The sequence below is a fragment of the Aquabacterium sp. genome (assembly GCF_016195855.1).
Taxonomy (GTDB): Bacteria; Pseudomonadota; Gammaproteobacteria; order Burkholderiales; family Burkholderiaceae_C; genus Aquabacterium.
The window spans coordinates 46493-66527 of sequence record NZ_JACPYU010000010.1 but is presented as its reverse complement, the minus strand read 5'-3'; the positions used below and the strand labels follow the sequence as shown (position 1 = coordinate 66527).

At 66.9% G+C, this 20035-nt stretch carries 20 protein-coding genes and 1 pseudogene; 15 read left to right on the top strand and 6 right to left on the bottom strand.

Annotated features, from left to right (window positions below):
• Positions 1–7: 7 nt before the first annotated feature.
• The gene (locus tag HY019_RS08755; protein WP_290690587.1) at positions 8–571 is read left to right on the top strand and encodes a c-type cytochrome; all 564 of its coding nucleotides are present in this window, start codon (positions 8–10) and stop codon (positions 569–571) included.
• Here HY019_RS08755 and HY019_RS08750 read toward each other — a convergent pair.
• Both HY019_RS08750 and HY019_RS08745 read right to left on the bottom strand, forming a co-directional pair.
• The gene (locus tag HY019_RS08750; RefSeq protein ID WP_290690585.1) at positions 564–2753 is read right to left on the bottom strand and encodes an EAL domain-containing protein; all 2190 of its coding nucleotides are present in this window, start codon (positions 2751–2753) and stop codon (positions 564–566) included. The genes HY019_RS08755 and HY019_RS08750 overlap by 8 nt on opposite strands.
• Positions 2747–3571 carry a response regulator gene (locus HY019_RS08745; RefSeq protein ID WP_290690582.1) on the bottom strand — a complete coding sequence of 275 codons (825 nt, stop codon included), beginning with the start codon at positions 3569–3571 and terminating at the stop codon, positions 2747–2749. The genes HY019_RS08750 and HY019_RS08745 overlap by 7 nt, the downstream gene beginning before the upstream one ends.
• Before the next feature lie 331 nt (positions 3572–3902).
• On the opposite strand from HY019_RS08745, the gene HY019_RS08740 reads away from it, so the two are divergent.
• The 7 genes from HY019_RS08740 to arsA all read left to right on the top strand — a co-directional run bounded on the left by HY019_RS08740 (position 3903) and on the right by arsA (position 10170).
• On the top strand, positions 3903–4244 hold the full coding sequence (locus HY019_RS08740) for a metalloregulator ArsR/SmtB family transcription factor (RefSeq protein WP_290690579.1): 342 nt from the start codon (positions 3903–3905) through the stop codon (positions 4242–4244).
• 11 nt (positions 4245–4255) lie between these two features.
• Positions 4256–4774 carry an ArsI/CadI family heavy metal resistance metalloenzyme gene (locus tag HY019_RS08735; RefSeq protein ID WP_290690575.1) on the top strand — a complete coding sequence of 173 codons (519 nt, stop codon included), beginning with the start codon at positions 4256–4258 and terminating at the stop codon, positions 4772–4774.
• A gap of 8 nt (positions 4775–4782) precedes the next feature.
• A complete protein-coding gene (locus tag HY019_RS08730) occupies positions 4783–5286 on the top strand; it encodes an arsenate reductase ArsC (RefSeq protein WP_290690573.1) in 504 nt (167 codons plus the stop codon).
• A gap of 11 nt (positions 5287–5297) precedes the next feature.
• The gene (arsB, locus tag HY019_RS08725) at positions 5298–6380 is read left to right on the top strand and encodes an ACR3 family arsenite efflux transporter (RefSeq protein WP_290690570.1); all 1083 of its coding nucleotides are present in this window, start codon (positions 5298–5300) and stop codon (positions 6378–6380) included.
• Entirely contained in the window at positions 6377–6802 is a 426-nt protein-coding gene (gene arsC / locus HY019_RS08720; RefSeq protein ID WP_290690567.1) for an arsenate reductase (glutaredoxin), read from the top strand. Before arsB ends, arsC begins: the two co-directional genes overlap by 4 nt.
• Before the next feature lie 69 nt (positions 6803–6871).
• On the top strand, positions 6872–8131 hold the full coding sequence (locus tag HY019_RS08715; RefSeq protein WP_290690564.1) for a hypothetical protein: 1260 nt from the start codon (positions 6872–6874) through the stop codon (positions 8129–8131).
• A 35-nt stretch (positions 8132–8166) separates the two neighbouring features.
• Positions 8167–10170, top strand: coding sequence for an arsenical pump-driving ATPase (arsA, locus tag HY019_RS08710; RefSeq protein ID WP_290690561.1), 2004 nt, complete (start codon positions 8167–8169; stop codon positions 10168–10170).
• A 46-nt stretch (positions 10171–10216) separates the two neighbouring features.
• On the opposite strand, the gene HY019_RS08705 is transcribed toward arsA, so the two are convergent.
• Positions 10217–11122 (bottom strand): bestrophin family ion channel, encoded by a 906-nt coding sequence (locus HY019_RS08705; protein ID WP_290690559.1) that lies wholly within the window; start codon positions 11120–11122, stop codon positions 10217–10219.
• A 29-nt stretch (positions 11123–11151) separates the two neighbouring features.
• Positions 11152–12204: pseudogene (gene selD / locus HY019_RS08700) on the bottom strand (selenide, water dikinase SelD).
• Between the two features lie 45 nt (positions 12205–12249).
• Here selD and mnmH point away from each other — a divergent pair.
• The 6 genes from mnmH to HY019_RS08670 all read left to right on the top strand — a co-directional run bounded on the left by mnmH (position 12250) and on the right by HY019_RS08670 (position 17811).
• Positions 12250–13299 (top strand): tRNA 2-selenouridine(34) synthase MnmH, encoded by a 1050-nt coding sequence (gene mnmH / locus HY019_RS08695; RefSeq protein ID WP_290690546.1) that lies wholly within the window; start codon positions 12250–12252, stop codon positions 13297–13299.
• A 1-nt stretch (position 13300) separates the two neighbouring features.
• Complete coding sequence (locus tag HY019_RS08690) at positions 13301–14068, top strand: ATP-binding cassette domain-containing protein (protein ID WP_290690539.1); 768 nt, start codon at positions 13301–13303, stop codon at positions 14066–14068.
• Entirely contained in the window at positions 14055–15734 is a 1680-nt protein-coding gene (locus HY019_RS08685) for an ABC transporter permease subunit (RefSeq protein ID WP_290690527.1), read from the top strand. The genes HY019_RS08690 and HY019_RS08685 overlap by 14 nt, the downstream gene beginning before the upstream one ends.
• A 42-nt stretch (positions 15735–15776) precedes the next feature.
• On the top strand, positions 15777–16643 hold the full coding sequence (locus HY019_RS08680) for a putative selenate ABC transporter substrate-binding protein (protein ID WP_290690521.1): 867 nt from the start codon (positions 15777–15779) through the stop codon (positions 16641–16643).
• A gap of 112 nt (positions 16644–16755) precedes the next feature.
• Positions 16756–17274: a hypothetical protein gene (locus HY019_RS08675; RefSeq protein WP_290690519.1), complete on the top strand. Its 519-nt coding sequence runs from the start codon at positions 16756–16758 to the stop codon at positions 17272–17274.
• Between the two features lie 69 nt (positions 17275–17343).
• Complete coding sequence (locus HY019_RS08670) at positions 17344–17811, top strand: CBS domain-containing protein (RefSeq protein ID WP_290690508.1); 468 nt, start codon at positions 17344–17346, stop codon at positions 17809–17811.
• A 44-nt stretch (positions 17812–17855) separates the two neighbouring features.
• Here the strand turns inward: HY019_RS08670 and HY019_RS08665 are convergent, their stop codons facing one another.
• On the bottom strand, positions 17856–18470 hold the full coding sequence (locus HY019_RS08665) for a hypothetical protein (RefSeq protein WP_290690499.1): 615 nt from the start codon (positions 18468–18470) through the stop codon (positions 17856–17858).
• A 218-nt stretch (positions 18471–18688) separates the two neighbouring features.
• Here HY019_RS08665 and HY019_RS08660 point away from each other — a divergent pair, with 218 nt between their 5' ends.
• Entirely contained in the window at positions 18689–19189 is a 501-nt protein-coding gene (locus HY019_RS08660) for an NAD(P)H-dependent oxidoreductase (RefSeq protein WP_290691451.1), read from the top strand.
• A 38-nt stretch (positions 19190–19227) separates the two neighbouring features.
• Here HY019_RS08660 and HY019_RS08655 read toward each other — a convergent pair whose 3' ends face one another.
• A complete protein-coding gene (locus tag HY019_RS08655) occupies positions 19228–19992 on the bottom strand; it encodes a sulfite exporter TauE/SafE family protein (protein ID WP_290690494.1) in 765 nt (254 codons plus the stop codon).
• Between the last annotated feature and the right edge of the window lie 43 nt (positions 19993–20035).

Here is a 20035-nt window from a genome sequence, read left to right as displayed (position 1 = left end):
ACCCATCATGCAAGCTCACCTTGATTGGCTGGCGCTCGGCCTGGCGGCCAGCCTCATCAGCCTGTCGGCCACCGCCGCCGAGACACCCCCACTGGCGCGCGGCGCCTACCTGGTACACGGCATCGGCTGTGCCGACTGCCACACCCCGCTCAAGATGGGCGCCCATGGGCCCGAGCCGGACTTCTCGCGTGGCCTGTCCGGCCATCCGCAAGACATGAAGCTGGCACCGCCGCCAGCCGGGCGTGGTGGCTGGGTCTGGGGCGGCTCGGCCACGAACACGGCCTTCCATGGGCCGTGGGGCATCAGTTACGCCGCCAACCTCACGCCAGACACGGAGACCGGGCTGGGCGCGTGGACGGCTGACCAGTTCGTGGCGGCCATCCGGCAAGGCAAGCATGCGGGATCAGGGCGCCCCATTGCGCCCCCCATGCCCTGGCAGTCTTTTGCCAGGCTGGACGACACCGATCTGCGTGCGATCTACGCCTACCTCATGGCCCAACAGCCCATCCACAACCTGGTGCCGGAGCCCAGCCCGCCTGGGTCGTCCCAGGCGCACGCCCACCTCAAGTGACCGTGGCCCGCGGCCCGGTGCTGGGCGCCGGGTGGGCCTGTTGCTCGGCCTTGTGGGGCAGCACCTTGTTGTCCAGCAGCAAGGCCTCGAAGTCCACCGAGGGCACAGGCTTGGCAAACAGAAAGCCCTGCTGCTGCGCGCAACCATGGGCCAGCAGGAAGGTGGACTGCCCCATGGTCTCAACCCCTTCGGCCACGACCTGCAGGCCAAAGGCCCGGCCCAGCGCGATGACGGACACCGCGATGGCGCCATCTCGCCCACCGCGCCACGCATCGGTCACAAAGGAGCGGTCGATCTTCAACTCGTCAATGGGGAAGCGCTTGAGGTAACCCAGCGAGGAGTAGCCGGTGCCAAAGTCATCCAGCGACACACGGAAGCCCAGCTCGCGCAGCTCCTGCAAACGCGCCACGGCCCGCTCCACATCGGACATCAGCAAGGACTCGGTCACTTCCAGCACCAGGCACGAGGGGTCCAGCCGGTAGCGCGCCAGCAAGGCTTCCAGCTGCGCGCGCAAGCCATCATCGGCAAAGCTGGGGCTGGACAAGTTCACCGAGACCGGCACCATGCGCAGGCCCATGTCGGCACGCCGTCGCAGGTCGGCACACGCGGTCTCCAGCACCCAGTCCGTCAGGGGCAGGATCAGGCCGGACTCTTCAGCCAGCGGGATGAACTCCCCGGGCGAGACCATGCCGCGTTCGGGGTGCTGCCAGCGCACCAGCGCTTCCGCGCCCGTGATGAGGCCGCTGCCGGCGTCCACCTTGGCCTGGTAGTGCAGGCGCAACTGGCCAGCGGTGATGGCATGGCGCAGATCGGTTTCCCGCGCCAGGCGCGCACTGGCCCGCACGTTCATGGCCTCGTCAAAGAATCGGTGCTGCGCCCGGCCCGCTGACTTGGCGGCATACGCGGCCTGCTCGGCACAACGGGTGAGGCCTTCGGCATCGGTTGCATCGCGTGGATACAGGGCGATGCCAATGCTGGCGGTCAGCACCAGCTCACGGTCCTCGAAGGCAATGGGCTCGGCGATGGCTTGCAGCAGGCGGTCGGCCACCAATGCGGCCTGCTTGTCATCGGCGATGTCGACCAGCAGCAAGGTGAAGGCATTGGCCCCCACACGCGACACCATGGACTCCTGGTTGGGTGCACGCGCATCCATGGCCAGGTCCGAGGTGCGGATCGAGGCCTTCAGGCGCCCGGAGATCAGGCGCAACACGGTGTCACCCTGGGCATAGCCAATGGCATCGTTGACGCTCTTGAAGCGGTCCATGTCGATGTACAACATGGCGCAACCGGCGCTCAGGCGGGCCGAGCGGTCCAGCGTGGGGCCGACCATCTCGCTGAAGAACTGCCGGTTGGGCAGGCCTGTGAGCACGTCGTAATGGGCCAGGCGCTTGATGCGCTCTTCGGCTTCCACGCGGTCGGTGATGTCCTGCGTGATGCCCTCCACCGACACCTGCCGCCCATTGTGGTCGATGACGGCAGCAGCCTGCTCGAACACGGTGCGCACTTCCCCATCGAAGCGCCGGATGACGAAGGTGAGCTGGTAGGGCTCGCCCTCGACCAGGGCCGCCAGCCGCAAGGCACGCACGGTCTCGCGGTCGGTGTCGGCGATGATGGACAGGAAGTCGTCGGGGCGCGCTTGCGCGACCACCTCATCGGGCGCCGCCAGCACGCGCGCCAGCTCGGGCGAGCAGACAAAGTGCTGGCCGTCGGCGCCCCACTCCCAGCTGCCCATGTTGGCGATGTGGTGCGCACGCTCCAGCCGTTCGCGGCTGCGGTTGGCCGATTCGATCGCCACACCGGCCCGCAAGGAGTAACGCACGCGGTGCGTCAGCAGCGTCCAGTTGATGGGTTTGGAGATGAAGTCGGTGGCCCCGGCTTCATACGCCAGCTCGACGGAGGCACTGTCATTGAGGCCCGTGAGCATCAGCACCGGCACGCGGCTGCCAAAGCGCGTCTGGCGCAAGCGCCTGCACACCTCGTAGCCATCGAGGTGCGGCATCATCACGTCCAGCAGCAGCAGGTCGAAGGGCACCTGCTCGATCAGGGCCAGGCCCTGCACGCCGTCTTCGGCCTCGCAGACCTCAAAGCCGGCGTGGCGCAGGGTGTGGGCCGCCATGCCGCGCAACAGCGGGTCATCGTCAATGATGAGCAAGCGGGGGCCGGTGTCATCGCGTTTCAGCATGGTCTCACCGCACTTTCTGGCATGAGGGCATGGGGACGTCCGAGCATGGCGCAAAGCCTTTCGTATTCCTTGTCGAACCGACTCGGCAGGTGCGACATGTCGTGGTTGCCTCTTCTTAACTGCACTTCCGCATCGCCCGCGCAGGCGGCCATGGCCATGGCCCCGACTGCCGCACTGGACGATTTCAGGCTGTGCGCGGTGCGTTGCACCGTCTGGGTGTCCCCGCTGGATGCCGCGTGCTGGATCGAGTTCAGCTGGGCGGGCAGGGACTTGAAATACAGGTCCAGCACGATCCGGCCATAGTCCGGCTGCGAGCCATCTGCCACCATGGGCAAGGCCGCCAGCACGGAAGGGTCAAACACCGTGGGTGCCGCACCGTGCGCACCAGATTCGGCCGCGGCTTGCGCCGGGCTGGCCCGCTCACCATGGCGTGGGTGGCGGCCCCAACGCTCGATGGCCAGGGCCAGGTGGTCGATGTCCACCGGCTTGGTCAGGAAATCATTCATGCCCACGGCCAGGCAGGCATCGCGGTCCACGGCGAAAGCCTGCGCGGTCAGCGCGATGATGGGGATGCTGATCCCACCGGGGCCGGCTTCACCCGCGCGCAGGCGGCGCGTGGTTTCCAGGCCGTCCATATCGTGCATGCGGCAGTCCATCACCACGATGTCGTAGTGCGCGTCGCGCACGGCGCTCAACGCGGCCGGGCCGCTGTCGACGGCGCTCACCTGGTGGCCGAAATAAGTCAGTATCTGGCAGACCACGTCGCGGTTCACGACCTCGTCTTCGACAACCAGCACATGAAGCGGTGCCTGCTGCATAGATCTCCCCCACCCTTTTGGACGAATCTGAATCCCAGTATTCGGCACAGCCTGCACCGAACTTGAGATATTGAGAATAACGTGGGGCGTGTAGATGGGGATGATTCACGTCACCCAGGTGCACAGGCCTATTTGAATCTGTCTGTTAACGCATAAACACCCGCCAGCGAGAATATATGACCAAGGTATTTTTCGGGTTTGACCGAAATACCCAAATTCATATTCAGGGCAGCGGATCTCGCCGCGCCAGACTGACGCGACGCATGCTGCCGGCCCGACATGGACATCCGAAAGGGCTTGACCTCCTCAACATTTCAACTATCATTGAAATATGGAAGAGCAAGACGTCATCAAGTCCCTGGCCGCCCTGGCCCAAGCCGTGCGCCTGCGGGTGTTCCGCGCGCTGGTCGTGGCCGGGTTCGACGGCCTCACGCCCAGCGCCCTGTCAGAGCAGCTGGAGGTGCCCGCCACCTCGCTGTCTTTCCACCTCAAGGAGCTGATGCACGCCGGCCTGGTCTCGCAGGAGCGCGACGGGCGCCACCTGATCTACCGCGCCTCGTTCGAGCACATGAACGGCTTGCTGCACTACCTCACCGAGCACTGCTGCCAGGGGCAGGCGTGCTCACCCGCCACCACCACCGCCAACACGGCGCGTGGCTGCACCACCTGCTGAAGGAGATCCCCATGAAGCGCTTTCACGTCCACGTGCATGTCGATGACCTGGCCCGCAACATCGACTTCTATTCCAAGATGTTCGGCGCGGCCCCTGCCCGTGTCGAATCCGACTACGCAAAGTGGATGCTGGATGAGCCGGCCGTCAACTTTGCGATCTCCACACGCGGCCACGGCCACACCGGCGTGGACCACCTGGGCATCCAGGTCGACAACGATGCCGACCTTCTGGCCATGAAGACCCAGGCCCAGGCGGCGGACCTGTCGCTGATCGACGAAGGCGCCACCACCTGCTGCTATGCACGCAGCGACAAGCACTGGGTGATCGACCCGCAAGGCCTGCCCTGGGAGCACTTCCAGACGCTGGGCACCATCCCGGTGTTCCGTGAAGAGGCGCCAACGGGCACGGCCACCGTGGACAGCACGCCCGCGAGCCAGGAGCCCGCACAGGCGAGCGCTTGCTGCTCGCCCAAGATCAGCGGCAAGCCCATCGGCATCCCCGTCAAATCCTCACCATCCAGTTGCTGCTGAGCCCTCGCATGACCACGCACGTCCTCATCCTGTGTACCCATAACTCTGCCCGCAGCGTGCTGTCTGAAGGCATGCTCAACCACCTGGCCGCCAAGCTGGGCAAAGACGTCAAGGCACACAGTGCAGGCAGCGCGCCCAGCGGCCGCCTGAACCCGTTCGCCATCGAGGCCCTGAACAACGCGGGCATCGACACGTCTGCCTACCGCAGCAAGAGCTGGGATGAGTTCAGCACCGATGGCGCACCACCGCTGTCCATCGTCATCACGGTGTGCGACAGCGCCGCGGCCGAAACCTGTCCGGTGTTTTTCGGTGGCCACGGCCAGCCTGTGAAGGTGCACTGGGGCTACCCTGATCCGTCCAACGCCGAGGGCGGGGATGAGGGCAAGCGCCGGGCGTTCGAGCTGACGCGCCAGGCCATTGGCTACAAGATGCTGCAGTTGCTGGCCTTGCCACTGGACACGATGGACAAGCCTGCCCTGGCCGATGCGCTGAACGCCATCGCCCGCAGTTGAGGACCTTGACGATGAACACCACCGTTGCCGCCATGGCACCACCCAAACCAGCGCCTGCGCCCATGAGCGTCTTCGAGCGCTACCTGACCGTGTGGGTCTTCCTCTGCATCGTGGCCGGCATCGCGCTGGGCCAGGTGCTGCCCGGCGTCTTTCAGGCCATCGGCCACATGGAAGTCGCCAAGGTCAACCTGCCCGTGGGCCTGCTGATCTGGGTGATGATCATCCCCATGCTGGTCAAGGTGGACTTCGCCAGCCTGTCCCAGGTCAAGCAGCACTGGAAGGGCATTGGCGTCACCTTGTTTGTCAACTGGGCGGTCAAACCCTTCTCGATGGCCCTGCTGGGCTGGCTCTTCGTGCGCCACCTGTTCGCGCCTTACCTGCCTGCGGGTCAACTGGACAGCTACATCGCCGGCTTGATCCTGCTGGCTGCGGCGCCGTGCACGGCAATGGTGTTCGTGTGGAGCCGCCTGACCAATGGCAACCCGCTGTTCACCTTGTCGCAGGTGGCCTTGAACGACAGCATCATGGTGTTTGCGTTTGCGCCCATCGTGGCGCTGCTGCTGGGCCTGTCGTCCATCGTCGTGCCCTGGGACACCCTGGTGACCTCGGTGCTGCTGTACATCGTGATCCCCGTGGCCTTGGCGCAAATGCTGCGCAAGGCGCTGCTCCAGCGCGGCCAGGCGGCCTTTGATGCCGCATTGGCCAGGATCGGCCCGTGGTCGATCACGGCCTTGCTGGCCACCCTGGTGCTGCTGTTTGCCTTTCAAGGTGAAGCAATCATCAAGCAGCCGCTGGTGATCGGCATGCTGGCGGTGCCCATCCTGATCCAGGTCTTCTTCAACTCGGCGCTGGCTTACTGGCTCAACCGCCGCGTGGGCGAATCGCATGAAGTGGCCTGCCCATCGGCCTTGATCGGCGCCAGCAACTTCTTCGAGCTGGCCGTGGCCGCCGCCATCAGCCTGTTCGGCTTTGAATCGGGTGCCGCCCTGGCCACCGTGGTGGGCGTGCTGATCGAGGTGCCCGTGATGCTGCTGGTGGTCCGTGTGGTCAACCAGAGCAAGGGCTGGTACGAGCAAGGACAATGCAAGCCATGAACACCGTCACCATCTATCACAACCCGAAGTGCGGCACCTCCCGCAACACCCTGGCCCTGATCCGCAATGCGGGCATCGAACCGCAGGTCATCGCCTACCTGGAGACCCCGCCCACGCGTGATCAACTGGTCCAGTTGATTGCCGCGAGCGGCCTGCCCGTGCGTGAGGTCTTGCGCAGCAAGGGTGAGGTCTATGACGAACTCAAGCTGGACGACGCCAAGTGGACGGACGACGAGCTGCTGGACTTCATGGTCGCGCACCCGATCCTGATCAACCGCCCCATCGTGGTCACGCCCATGGGCACGCGGCTGTGCCGCCCTTCCGAGCTCGTGCTGGACATCCTGCCGCAAGCCCAACAAGGCCCCTTTACCAAGGAAGACGGTGAAGTGGTGATTGACGCGCAAGGCCGCCGCCTGGTCTGACGCACCTGCTTAACGGGCAGGCTTGATGGGCAGGCTTGACCTGCCGCCCCAGAGGATCACACTGCTGCCATGGACACTGCCGAAGCGCTCAACCTGGGTTGTTATTGCCGCACGCTCAGCGCCGAGAAGTTGCAGCGGCAACTGGAGACAGATGCCAGCCTGTCCGGCATGGCGCAAGACATCGCGCGCACACGCCCGCATCTGTTCTCGTCCACCGTGGTCTTTCTGGCCCAGCCCGTGGTGGACCAGATCCGGCTGGCGGTGCACGCCCTGGAGCGCGTCATGGCGCAGCCGGCCTACCAGGCTCAGGCACTGGAACGCGCACCGGCCATCGCCCGGCATGACTTCGGCCCCCTGGGCATGTTCATGGGCTATGACTTCCACCTGGGTGCGCAAGGGCCCAGGCTCATCGAGGTCAACACCAATGCCGGCGGCGCCTTGCTCAATGCGGCGCTGGCCCGCGCCCAGCAATCGTGCTGTGAAGCCCTGAACTGGGCCTTCCAGCCCGACCCGACGCTGGCCGGTCTGGAGGACGCCTTCTTTGAAATGTTTGCCAGCGAATGGCGACGCCAACGCGGTGACGCGCCCATGGGCCTGGTGGCCATCGTGGACGACGACCCCGCTGCCCAGTACCTGGCGCCCGAGTTCGAGTTGTGCCGCCAGATGCTGGCGCAGCGTGGTCTGGATGCCCGCGTCGTGGCGCCCGAGGCCCTTGAATGGCGCGGTGGCCAGCTGCTGGCTGATGGCGGCGTGGTCAGCATGGTCTACAACCGGCTCACCGACTTCTACCTGGCCGAGCCGGCGCACGGCGCATTGCGCAGTGCCTATGAAGCCGGGGCCGTGGTGATGAGCCCGCACCCGCGTGCGCACGCCTTGCACGCCGAGAAGCGCAACCTGGTCGCCCTCAGCGACGCGCCGCTGCTGGACTCCTGGGGCGTGAGCGAGGCCGATCGCGCGCTGCTGGCGGCGGTGGTGCCGCCCACCGTGCAAGTCACGCCCGAGCGGTCCGAGGCACTCTGGGCGCAACGCCGCCAGTGGTTCTTCAAGCCCGAATCGGGCTACGGTGGCAAGGCCGTCTACCGGGGCGACAAGCTGACCCGCCGCGTCTGGGAGGACATCACCGCGGGTGGCTTCGTGGCGCAGGCCATGGTGCCGCCCAGCCAGCGCCTGATCGAGGTGGACGGCGTGCAGACCGACCTCAAGTTCGACATCCGGGCCTATGCTTATGCGGGACAGGTGCAGCTCCTGGCTGCACGCATGTATGCCGGGCAGACCACCAACTTCCGCACACCCGGCGGTGGGTTTGCGCCTGTTGTGGTGGTGCCCTGACTCGTTCGTCAATATTCAGACCAAGGACCATCGTCATGGACATCCAAGTGCTGGGCCTGGGGTGCAGCAAATGCCACCTCACCATCGAGATGATTGAACGGGTGGCCAAGGCCGCTGGTGTCGCCATCGAGATCACCAAAATTGAGAGCCCCGACGAGATCATGCGCCTGGGTGTCAAGGCCACACCGGCCGTCATGATCGGTGGCCAGATCGTGCACAGCGGCGGCTTGCCCTCGCATGAAGCCGTGCAGGCCTGGCTCAAGCCACAGACCCAAGATCAAACGACGGGCTTTCTGAACCATCCGACCCGGCACCTGTTCTTCACGGGCAAAGGCGGCGTCGGCAAGACATCCTTGTCCACCGCGACCGCGCTGACGCTGGCCGACGCCGGCAAGAAGGTGCTGCTGGTCAGCACCGACGCGGCATCGAACCTTGATGAGATGCTGGGCATCGCGTTGCGCAACACGCCCACGCCCGTGCCGGGTGCACCAGGGCTGTCGGTGCTCAACATCGACCCCGATGTGGCGGCCGAGACCTATCGCCAACGCGTGATCGCGCAGATGGAAGGCAGCAGCACCGAGGCCGAGCGTGCCACCGTGCGCGAGCAGCTGTCGGGCGCCTGCACCACCGAGATCGCCTCGTTCGACGAGTTCTCGAACCTGCTGGCTGGTGACGCCGCCGGCTACGACCACATCGTGTTTGACACGGCACCCACCGGGCACACCCTGCGCCTGCTGAGCCTGCCCAAGGCCTGGAGCGGCTTCCTCAAAGGCAATGACCGCGGCGCCTCCTGCCTGGGCCCGCATTCGGGCCTGAAGATGCAGGAAGTGCGCTTCAATGCGGCGCTCGCGGCCTTGTGTGACCCGGCGCTCACCACCATCGTGCTGGTGGCGCGGGCCGACCGCGGCGCGCTGGCCGAGGCCGCTCGCACCGCCGATGAGCTGCGGGCATTGGGTCTGAACAAGCAGGAGCTGGTGGTCAACGGCGTGTTCAAAGCCACCGCCCCGGATGACAGCGTGGCCCATGCCCTGGAGGCGCTGGGCCAACAAGCGCTGGACGGCCTGCCCGAGGCCTTGCGGGCCCTGCCCCAGTACCGCGTGCCCCTGCGCCCATTCGACACGGTCGGCCTGCCGGCCCTGCGTGCGCTCTTGCCTGACCGGCCCACCCCTGCCGACCTTGTCCCCGCCCCCCAGGCCGATGCCCCGCTGTCGGCCGAACGCCTGGACAAGCTCGTTGACGAGCTGGCCGCTGCGGGCAAGGGCCTGATCATGGTGATGGGCAAGGGCGGCGTGGGCAAGACCACGATCGCGGCGGCGCTGGCCATCGGCCTGGTGCGCCGCGGCCTGGCCGTGCACCTGAGCACCACCGACCCGGCCGCGCACCTGGCGATGACACTGGATGGGCAACTGCCCGGCCTGAGCGTGGACCGCATCGACCCCAAGGTCGAGACCCAGCGCTACATCGACAAGATCATGGCCGCCAAGGGCAGCCAGCTCAACGAGCAGGAAAAGGCCTTGATGCTGGAAGACCTGCAATCGCCCTGCACCGAAGAGGTCGCCGTCTTCCATGCGTTCTCGAAAACGGTGGCGTCGGCCCGCAGTGCCTTCGTGGTGCTGGACACCGCCCCCACCGGCCACTCCCTGCTGCTGATGGACGCCACCGGCGCCTACCACCGCCAGATGGTGCGGGCCTTTGAGGGCCAGGGCACCACCCACGTCGTCACGCCCTTGATGCGCCTGCAGGACCCGGCCTACACCCGCATCGTGCTGGTGACGCTGCCCGAGACCACGCCCGTGTCGCAAGCGGCGGCCTTGCAGGACGACCTGCGGCGCGCGCACATCGAGCCTTACGCCTGGGTGGTCAACAAATCGATCCTGGCCACCGGCACGCAAGACCCCACCCTGCTGGCCCGGCTGGCCGGCGAGCGCCATCAGATGGCCCGCATCGCCCATGGCCTGGCGCAACGCACGTTCGTGCTGCCCTGGACGCCCCAGCCGCCCGTGGGCATTCAAGGGCTGACGCACCTGCTGGAGGCCTGACACTCCGCCAGGCACCACCCCAGAACCAGACCGTCTGGTGTGCCCGTCAGTTCAACAGATAGCCCACTGGCTGCGGCACCGCCGGCAACTCGCGGTCACCCAGCATTTCCAGCAAGGCCGCTTCGATGTTGATGGCCATGGCGTCCAGCGCCAGGTCATTGGGCATGGTGCCAAAGGGCTCTTCGATCTCGTCGCTCAGGGCTTCGATGGCAAAGAAGGTGTAGGCCACAAAGCACACCATGAGCGGCGTCATGACCCCGATGGCTTCCTGCAGCCCGAACGGCAGCATCAGGCAGTAGACGTAGACGGTGCGGTGCAGGATCACCGAATAGGTGAAGGGCAGCGGCGTGTAGGCAATGCGCTCGCAACCGCCATAGGCGTCGTTCAGGCCAGACAAGGAGCGATCCAGCTCGGCCGCCAGGATTGGCGACAAGGCGCCTGACTCGCGCTGCTGGCGCAACTGGCCCGCCAGCCAGCTCATGATCTGCAAGGGCGGCGAGCGGCGGCCGGCCAATTGCGGCAAGAGCTCGGCAGGCAAGAGGCGGCGCATGTCCGGCTGGTTATCGGAGTTGCGCAACTGGTGCCGCACCGCGTGCACAAAAGCAGCCAGGCCCATCACGAAGGGCCGCGGGTCAGCCGGGGTAAAGGAGCGGTACTGCCGGGCCGCGTTGCGGCTGTCCGTCAGCAGCTTGCCCCACAGCTTGCGTGCCTCCCAGTAGCGGTCGTAACTGGCGTTATTGCGAAAGCCCAGGAAGATCGCCAGGGCCACGCCCACCAGCGAGAACGGCACCGGGGTCAGGGTGATCTTGTGGTGCAGCAACTCGCCGTGGAAGATCACCACGATGACGGACACCAGCGCCGTGACGACCAGTTGCGGCAGGATCTTGTTCAGGATCGAACCTCGCCACACAAACAACATGCGCAGCCAATTGGGGCGGGGACGAACGATCACGCAACAACTCCCGAAAAATGGGGCCTGACTTAGTCAAACTGCAACTGGGGCGCGGCACCAGGCGCCGGCGCCGCCAACTGCCCGATCACCGCCGCCTGCGCAAAGCCTGCGCACTGGAACTCGGCCAGCACCGCGTCGACCGCATCAAGCTGGCAGCTCACCAGCAGGCCCCCGCTGGTCTGCGGATCGGACACCAGCGCCTGCATCCAGGCTGGCGCCTAGGCAGGCCAGCGCACCTCGGCCCCATAAGCCGCCCAGTTGCGCGCCGAGGCCCCGGTGACGATGCCTTCGCGGGCAAACGCGGCCGCCTCTTCGATCAGGGGCAACTGGCCCAAGCCCACCTGGGCATCCAGCCCCGAGCCCCGGCAGATCTCCAGCAGGTGCCCCGCCAGGCCAAAACCCGTCACATCGGTCATGGCGTGCACGCCGCTGAGGCCGCCCAGGGCGATGCCCACGCGGTTGAGCTGGGTGGTGTGGCGCAGCATCTGCGCATAACCCTGCTCGGTCAGCACGCCTTTTTTCAGCGCCGCCGACAAGATGCCCACGCCCAGCGGTTTGCCCAGCACCAGCACGTCACCGGCCTGGCCATCGGCATTGCGGTGCACGCGGTCCGGGTGCACCAGGCCCAGCGCCACCAGGCCGTAGATCGGCTCCAGCAGGTCGATGGAGTGGCCGCCCGCAATGGGGATACCGGCCTCGCGGCACACCTCGGCCCCACCAGACAGGATCTGCCCGATCACCTCGGGCGGCAGCTTGGCAATGGGCATGCCGACCAGGGCCAGCGCCATGATGGGGGTGCCGCCCATGGCGTAGATGTCGGACAGCGCATTGGTCGCGGCAATGCGGCCAAAGTCGCGCGGGTCGTCCACGATGGGCGTGAAGAAATCGGTGGTGGCCACCAGGGCCTGCGTGTCGTTGAGGCGGTAAACCGCCGCGTCGTCGCTGGTCTCCAGCCCCACCATCAGCTCGGGTGGCACCAGGCCTTGCGGCGCGCGTGACAGAATCTCGGCCAGCAGGCCCGGCGCGATCTTGCATCCGCAGCCGCCGCCATGCGAAAACTGAGTAAGGGCAATGGAAGTCATGGGTCAACAGAAGTTCAAGGCGATTGTGCCAGCGGGGGCGCCCCGATGAGCACTCGCGGCCCGGTCCAGGTGGCCGATCGCCATTTGTTCGACTGCCTCATCGACGCCCGCTCCCCTTCGGAGTTTGCGCTCGACCACATCCCCGGCGCCATCAACTGCCCCGTGCTGGACGACGACGAGCGGCGCATCGTGGGCACGATCTACAAGCAGCAAGGCGCCTTCGAGGCCCGCCGGGTGGGCGGCGCCATGGTCGCAGCCAACCTGGCCAAACACCTGCAAGGCCGTTTTGCCAACATGCCGCACGACTGGAAGCCCCTGGTCTACTGCTGGCGCGGCGGGCTGCGCAGTGGCTCCATGGTGGCCTGGTGGCGCCTGGTGGGCTGGGACGCGCAACAGCTGGCTGGCGGCTACAAGCGCTGGCGCCAGCACGTGATCGCCGTGCTGGAGGCCCTGTGCCCGCAGTTGCAGTTGCACGTGGTCAGCGGCGCCACCGGCAGCGCCAAGACCCGCGTGCTGCATGCCCTGGCCGAGCAAGGCGCGCAGGTGCTGGATCTGGAGGGCCTGGCCTGCCACAAGGGCTCGCTGCTGGGCGCTGTCCCCGGTGTCGAGCAGCCTTCGCAAAAGGCCTTCGAGACCCAGCTGGCCACCGTGATCGAGGGCTTTGACCTGAGCCAACCCGTGTTCGTGGAGGCCGAAAGCCGCAAGATCGGCCGCATCTCGCTGCCCACGGCGCTGATCGAGCGCATGCGTGCCAGCCCCTGCCTCGAGATCGAAGCCCCCGCCGAGGCCCGGCAGGCCTTCTTGTTGCGCGACTACGCCTACCTGGGCGACGACGGCGAGGCCCTGGCGCAGCGGCTCGATGCGCTGCGCGCCCTGCATGGCAAGGACACCATCGCGCGCTGGCAAGACTGGGCCCGCCAGGCGCAACTGGCACCGCTGTTTGCCGAATTGACCGAGCTGCATTACGACCCCTTGTACGCACGCTCGCAGGCCCTGCACTTTCACCAATGGGCCGAGCGCCGGTCGGTGCCCACGCCCGCGCTGGACGAGGCCGCCATTGCGCAACTGGCCCGCCAGCTCCTGACCCTGGTCTGACATGCCTACCCAACCCGCACCCACCGTGCAGCTTGCGCACGTCAGCCGGCATTGGGGCAGCCAGGCCGTGCTCAAGGACATCAACCTGCGTTTTGGCGCCGGTGAACGCGTCGCCCTGATCGGCCCCAGTGGCGCGGGCAAGTCCACGCTGATCCGCCTGATCGCCGGCGCCCTGCGCGCCACCTCCGGCACCATCGAGGTCAACGGCCACGCCCTGGCCGGCATGAGCTGGCGCGAGTTGCAACGCTACCGGTCCACCTGCCGCATCGTCGAGCAGCAGAACCTGCTGGTGCCGCAAGCCAGCGTGCACAGCAATGTGGTGGCGGGCCTGTTGTCGACCTGGCCCTGGTACAAGGCGCTGCAAGCGGCGTTGATGCCCGTCGAGGTGAGCCGCGTGACCGCGCTGCTGCAATCCCTGGACATGGCCATGCACCAATGGGACAAGGCCGGCGAGCTCAGTGGCGGGCAGATGCAGCGTGTGGCCATAGCGCGCGCGCTGATCGCCAACCCCAGCCTCTTGCTGGCCGACGAGCCCACCGCCTCGCTGGACCCCAATACCGCCAAAGCCGTGACGCGCCTGATCGTGGACCAGGCCCGCGCCCGCGACATGTCCCTGGTGTTCTGCACACACTGGTTCGACATCGTGCGCCAGGACTGCACCCGCGTGATCGGCCTGCGTGGCGGCCAGGTGATGTTCGATTGCCCACCGGCTGAGGCCACCGAAGACCGGCTGGCGCAACTCTATGCCGGCAGCCATGAGCGCATCTGACCGGTCCGCTGATCAGGCCTGGCGGGCCGAACGCCAGGCGCACTGGCGCCAGTACGCGATGTGGCTGCTCATCGGTCTGTCCGGCTGGCTGTGCCTGGCCCTCACTGGCGCCCACCCCACCAAGTTGTTTGACCAGGATGGGCTGCGCAACGCGGGCGACATCCTCACCGGCATGGCCCACCCGGATGTCTCGCGCGACTTCCTGGCCCGCGTGTTCGAGCTGTCCGTCGAGAGCCTGCTGATCGGCATCCTGGGCACCGTGATGGCCGTGCTGCTGGGCACCAGCCTGGCCTTCTTCGCCATCCGCGTGCCGGACCTGCCCGACCCGCCGCGCCGGGCCCCCGCCTGGGTGCGCCACAGCCTGGCCCTTGCGCGCTGGCTGACACGCCTGGTGCTGAGCGTGCTGCGCGCCATCCCCGAGATCGTGTGGGCCTACCTCTTCGTGCGCCTCATCGGCCTGGGCCCGGGTGCGGCCGTGCTGGCCATCGGGCTCACCGTGGGGGGCAACATCGGCAAGCTGTACGCCGAGCTGGCCGAGGCCGTCGAGCCCCGCACCGTCCAGGCCTTGCGCGCGGCAGGCGCCTCCCGCTGGGCCATCTTCCTGCACGCGGTGCTGCCCCAGGTCAGCCGCCAGTGGACGGGCTACGCGCTCTTTTGCCTGGAGTGCAACATCCGCATCGGCACCATCCTGGGTGTGGTCGGTGCAGGCGGGCTGGGCAGCGAGATCGGGCTGAGCCTGCGCTACTTCCAGTACGACAAGCTGGCCACCACCTTGCTGGCCGTGCTGGCCTTTGTGGTGGCGCTGGAGCTGGTCAGCGCGCAGCTGCGCCAACGGCGTGCGCGCTGGTCACTGGGCCTGGCGGCCATGGGCAGCGCCTGGGCCCTGCACCAGCTGGACATCCCCTGGGCCGACCTGCTGAGCAGCCAGGCGCCCCCGCTGCTCACCTTCGACAAGCTGGTGCTGGACGCCCCCTTCGTGCAGGCCGTCGCCGCCCAGATCGGCGAGACCTTGATGATGGCCTGGGTTGCCACCCTCGTCTCCGCCGGCCTGGCCTTTGTGCTGGCCCCGCTCGCCGCCTCGCACCTGATGACCGGCAGCTACCTGAGCGACCCACCGCGCACCGCGGCCCTGTCCAGGCTGTGGCGCCAGGCCCTGAAGTGGGCCAGCCGCGCCATCTTGCAAGGCACCCGCGTGGTCCCCGAACTGACGCTCGCCCTCGTGTTCGTCGTGTGGGTCGGTGGTGGCCCCTTGGCGGGCATCATGGCCATTGCGGTGCACAACATCGGCGTCATGGGGCGCCTGTTTGCCGACGTGTTCGAAGAAGTCGAAGCCGGCCCGCCCGCGGTGTTGCAAGCCCAAGGCGCCGGCACACTGGCCACCTTCCTCTTTGGCGTGCTGCCGCAAGTCAAGGCCCGCCTGGCGGCCTTCACGCTCTACCGCTTTGAAGTCAATGTGCGCGCCACGGCCATGGTGGGCTTCGTGGGCGCAGGCGGCATCGGCAACGCGCTGAACACGGCCATCAGCCTGTTCCACATGCGCGACCTCACCTTGCTGCTGCTGACCATGCTCACGCTGGTCGCGGTGGTGGATGCGCTGGGCGATAAAGTCCGTGCACGCATCCTGTCTGCGCCCTTCTCCAAACCGCTCCTGGCGCCTTACGCTTGAGCCCCCTCGCCCCATCTTCCAGCCAACCCAAGGACACCCCTCATGACCACCGCCCCCCTGGCCCGCCGCGCCATCTTGCTCAGCCCCCTGCTCGCCCTGGCCGCCCAAGCCGTGCAGGCTGAAGACGTCATCCGTGTCTCCGGCATCCCCGACGAGAACCCCACCGAGCTGGCCCGCAAGTACCAGCCGCTGGTCGAGCACCTGCAAAAGCACCTGGGTGTCAAGGTCGTCTACGTGCCGGTGATCGACTACGGCGCGGCCGTGTCCGCGCTGGGCGCAGGCAAGATCGACTTTGCCTGGCTGGGCGGCTTCACCTTCGTGCAGGCCAAGGTGATGTCGGGCGCCAAGCCCGTGGTCATGCGCGACATCGACCGCGAGTTCCACAGCGTGTTCATCGCCAACACGGCCTCCGGCATCAACAAGCCTGAAGACATGCGCGGCAAGAGCTTCGCTTTTGGCGCCAAGAGCTCGACATCGGGCCACCTCTTCCCGCGCTACTTCCTGAGCAAGCAATTCAAGATCGACGCCGACAAGGACTTCGCCGGCGCCCCCATCTACAGCGGCGCCCATGACGCCACCGTCAAGATGGTGGAATCGGGCAAGGTGCAATCGGGCGCACTGAACATCGAAGTCTGGCAACGCCTGGTGGCCGGCGACAAGTTCGACAAGAGCAAGGTCAAGGCCATCTGGACCACGCCCGCTTTTGTGGACTACGTGTGGGCCGCCCGCAAGGACCTGCCCGCCGCCACCGTGCAGAAATTTGCCCAGGCCTTCCTGAGCCTGGACGCCAGCAAGCCCGAAGACAAGGCCGTGCTGGACTTGCAGGGCGCGAAAAAATTCGTGCCCGCCAACGTGGAAGACTTCGCCGTGATCGAGCAAGTGGGCCGCTCGACCGGGCTGCTGAAGTAAAGCCGCAGAGCCGGGCCCCGGCCCACATCCGTAACAGGCTTGATATCCCTTGCAGTGACGCGAAAACCGCCGCAATATGGCGCTATCGATGTTGCTGCAGGAGGGCCAAGCCATGAAAGAGCACATCCAAACTGAACCGGTCAGTCCGGTGTTCACGGCGGCAGACGCCCCGCTTCATCTGGCCAACGGCTGGCTGCAATCGCTCCGGTCGCTGGAGAGTTGGGGCGCCTTCCTGGTCAAGGAGACGGGGGACATGCTGGAAACCAAGCCCGCCGCGCCCGGCCCCACGGGCATGGCCGGGGTCATGATGGCCGACGCGATGATGTTCTGGGCCGATCAGTTCCTGGCACAGCAGCAACTCGCTGGCGCCATGCTGGAATCCTGCATGCGCTGGGGCAAGGATGTCGAGGCGGGGCTGGCCGAGGTCATGAAGCCGCCCAGCGGCCAGGCCCTGCACATCACGCCCGACTCGGCGGGGGTGGCCTTGAGCTCACTGGATCCCACCCCAAAAGGCATCGTGGACGCTTTCGCGGGCACCGCCAACGCCATGATGCAGGCCTGGGCCAATGCCCTGGAGCATGAGGTGGAGGACGCGCAAACCACCCAACCGGCACCTGAGCAGCGGCATTGACCCGCAGCTCGTTTGACGTGATCATGGTGGCGCCGCCCGAAGTGCGGGCGTCACCACCAGGAGGCTGCGATGGGCGAACGTCTGAATGTGGGTGAAATCTGCACGCGCGAGGTGGCCATTGCCTTTCGCGACACCGATCTGGTCGCCGCGGCCAGGCTGATGCGAGAGGCGCATGTCGGCGCGCTGGTCGTGGTCGACGAAATGCCGGGCAAACGCATGGTGGCCGGCCTCATCACCGACCGCGACATCGTCACCGCCGTCATCGCGCCGGGGCTGGATCCCCGCACCCTCAATGTCGAAGACGTGATGACCGAGCCCGTCCTGACGATGGACGAGGACGACTCCCTGATCGACCTGCTGCGCATGATGCGTGACAAGGGCGTGCGCCGCGTGCCGGTGCTGGGCGCCCAGCGTGAGTTGATCGGCCTGGTGACACTGGACGATGCGCTGGAGATCCTGGCCGAGGAGCTTGACCTGCTGGTCGGGGCCATCGGCAGCGAGGCCCGGCGCGAGCGCCTGCGGCGGCCTGCCGTGTGAGGCTGGCGCCGCACCCAACCGCACCCAACCGCACCCAACGGCGCTCAGCCCGCGTTCATCCGCTGGAAGATCTCCACGGCACTGATGCGCCGGCACTGTTCGCGGTCGTGGATGTCGCTGGTGTCGAAGAAGTAGGCGTATTGCAGGCTGACCTCAGCCTGCTGCTCGACGATCTCCCATGCCCTGCAGGACGCGGGGTCGGAGATCGCGTCGCGCATGGCATCACGCTCGGGTTTGGTCTCCAGGTACTCGGCCAGCGCGGCCCTGGTGCGGGCATGGTGCTGGTGGTCCGGCAAGGGCAGGCCACTGCTGTGATAGCCGCAGCACATCATCTGCTCCAGCTCGTCGTAGACCTTGGCGCGATCGGCCATCTCCTGGGCCCGCCGCTTCGCGTCGTCGTGCTCGAACTGCCGCTGCCAGTCGGGCACGCCCTTGGCGATCAAGGCCTCTTCGGCCCTTTGCAAGAACTGCGTCTGCAAGATCCGCATCTCCTGCGCCAGCACACCGGGCGTCTGGTTGGCAGGGGTGTTGGGCACTTCGACGCACTCACCGTCGTCCAGATACTGGTAGATCAGCACAGGCGACTGGGCCGCGTCCTCACCCGTTGGCATGGCCAGCTTGTGGGGGCGGGTCTTGTCGATGCTGGCGGTGCGGGTCATGGCAGGTGGGGCACTGGGTGCACAAACGCTGGGCAGCGATGCTTCCGAAGCATAGAGGCGCGGGCATCGGGCGCAACGAGGGCCGCGCATGCCTGGCCGGGGTTCGTGAAAATGAACCGGTATTCATGCAGCGTCTTGGGCCTTTTTACAGGCCGGCTTCATTCGGCGCAAGGGGGTTTGCGCCTGCCAGACAGCCCGTCATGGCCTATGCTGCCCGCATGAACGCCACCAAGTCCCTGCTGATCGTCTACCACTCCATGACGGGTGGCACGCGCCAGATGGCCGAAGCGGCGCGTGCCGGCGCCCAGGCCGAATCCGGCATCACGGTCGAGCTGCTGCATGCCAGCCAGGCCGGCGCCGACGACGTGCTCGCCGCAGACGGCTTCCTCTTTGCCACGCCGGAGAACCTCGCTGCCATCAGCGGGCAGCTCAAGGACTTTTTTGACCGCAGCTACTACGCCGTGCTGGACCGCATCAACGGCCGCCCCTACGCCAGCCTGATCTGTGCCGGCAGCGATGGCCACAACGCAGCCCGGCAGATCGAGCGCATCGCCACCGGCTGGCGCCTCAAGCCCATCGCCGAGCCGCTGATCGTGTGCACGCATGCGCAGACGACGCAAGCCATCCTGGCGCCCAAGCACATTGACGCCGATGAGCTGGAACGCTGCCAGGCTCTGGGCGAGGCCATGGCGACCGGCCTGGTGCTGGGCGTGTTCTGATCGGGCGCTGGCCCAGCCCGGCCACCCAGCCCGGCCATTCAGGCCAGCAAGCGGGGGCCGATGATCAACCACAGCGCGGTCGCGGCCAGCATCACGGCAAACGCGGTGCGCATGGGCCGCTCGGGCAGGCGGTGGGCCAGGGCCACACCCGCAGACACGGTCATCACGCCGCCCAGGGCCATGGGCACACCCAGCGTCCAGTCCACGCGCTGCGCCTGCGCATAGGTGGCCAAGGCCACCACCGAGCTGGGCGCCACCAGGGCCAGCGACAGGCCTTGCGCCGTGGTCTGGCGCTGCCCCAGCCAGCCCGACAGCAAAGGCCCGGCCAGCAAGCCGCCACCAATGCCCAGCAGCCCCATGCTGCTGCCGCCCACCATGCCCACCAGCGGCAGCACACGCAGGCTCAAGCGCCGCTCCGGAGGTGGGGCCGTTTGCCGCGCCGTGCTCAGCAGGCGCAAGGCCAGCAGCCCCATGGCCCCGCTGAAGAGCCAGCGCAGCACCTGCGGGTCCATGCGCGTGGCCACCCGGGCGATCAGCCAGGTCGTCAGCGTGGCCGACAGGCCAATGGCCGCCATGGCCCGCCACGGCATGGGATGGCGCTGCTGGTAGCGCCACCAGCCCACCAGCAAATTGGGCACCATCAGCACCAGCGCCGTGCCTTGGGCAAAAGGCTGGTCCATGCCAAAGCCCAGCACGAACATGGGCACGGCCACGATGCCCCCGCCGATGCCAAACACCCCGCCCAGGAATCCCAGGCCGGCGCCCATCAGCAAAGCAGTGAAAAGGTGAAACGCGAGCAGCATGAGCTGGCATCATATTGATGCGACCCACAAGCACAATCAGCCA

Coding starts and splice junctions, on each gene's coding strand:
- HY019_RS08740 (WP_290690579.1), top strand. CDS start 3,903: ATGGAAGAGCAAGACGTCATCAAGTCCCTGGCCGCCCTGGCCCAAGCC.
- mnmH (WP_290690546.1), top strand. CDS start 12,250: ATGAGCACTCGCGGCCCGGTCCAGGTGGCCGATCGCCATTTGTTCGAC.
- HY019_RS08750 (WP_290690585.1), bottom strand. CDS start 2,753: ATGCTGAAACGCGATGACACCGGCCCCCGCTTGCTCATCATTGACGAT.
- HY019_RS08670 (WP_290690508.1), top strand. CDS start 17,344: ATGGGCGAACGTCTGAATGTGGGTGAAATCTGCACGCGCGAGGTGGCC.
- HY019_RS08655 (WP_290690494.1), bottom strand. CDS start 19,992: ATGCTGCTCGCGTTTCACCTTTTCACTGCTTTGCTGATGGGCGCCGGC.
- HY019_RS08690 (WP_290690539.1), top strand. CDS start 13,301: ATGCCTACCCAACCCGCACCCACCGTGCAGCTTGCGCACGTCAGCCGG.
- HY019_RS08735 (WP_290690575.1), top strand. CDS start 4,256: ATGAAGCGCTTTCACGTCCACGTGCATGTCGATGACCTGGCCCGCAAC.
- HY019_RS08665 (WP_290690499.1), bottom strand. CDS start 18,470: ATGACCCGCACCGCCAGCATCGACAAGACCCGCCCCCACAAGCTGGCC.
- HY019_RS08675 (WP_290690519.1), top strand. CDS start 16,756: ATGAAAGAGCACATCCAAACTGAACCGGTCAGTCCGGTGTTCACGGCG.
- HY019_RS08745 (WP_290690582.1), bottom strand. CDS start 3,571: ATGCAGCAGGCACCGCTTCATGTGCTGGTTGTCGAAGACGAGGTCGTG.
- HY019_RS08685 (WP_290690527.1), top strand. CDS start 14,055: ATGAGCGCATCTGACCGGTCCGCTGATCAGGCCTGGCGGGCCGAACGC.
- arsB (WP_290690570.1), top strand. CDS start 5,298: ATGAACACCACCGTTGCCGCCATGGCACCACCCAAACCAGCGCCTGCG.
- HY019_RS08755 (WP_290690587.1), top strand. CDS start 8: ATGCAAGCTCACCTTGATTGGCTGGCGCTCGGCCTGGCGGCCAGCCTC.
- HY019_RS08715 (WP_290690564.1), top strand. CDS start 6,872: ATGGACACTGCCGAAGCGCTCAACCTGGGTTGTTATTGCCGCACGCTC.
- HY019_RS08680 (WP_290690521.1), top strand. CDS start 15,777: ATGACCACCGCCCCCCTGGCCCGCCGCGCCATCTTGCTCAGCCCCCTG.
- arsC (WP_290690567.1), top strand. CDS start 6,377: ATGAACACCGTCACCATCTATCACAACCCGAAGTGCGGCACCTCCCGC.
- arsA (WP_290690561.1), top strand. CDS start 8,167: ATGGACATCCAAGTGCTGGGCCTGGGGTGCAGCAAATGCCACCTCACC.
- HY019_RS08730 (WP_290690573.1), top strand. CDS start 4,783: ATGACCACGCACGTCCTCATCCTGTGTACCCATAACTCTGCCCGCAGC.
- HY019_RS08660 (WP_290691451.1), top strand. CDS start 18,689: ATGAACGCCACCAAGTCCCTGCTGATCGTCTACCACTCCATGACGGGT.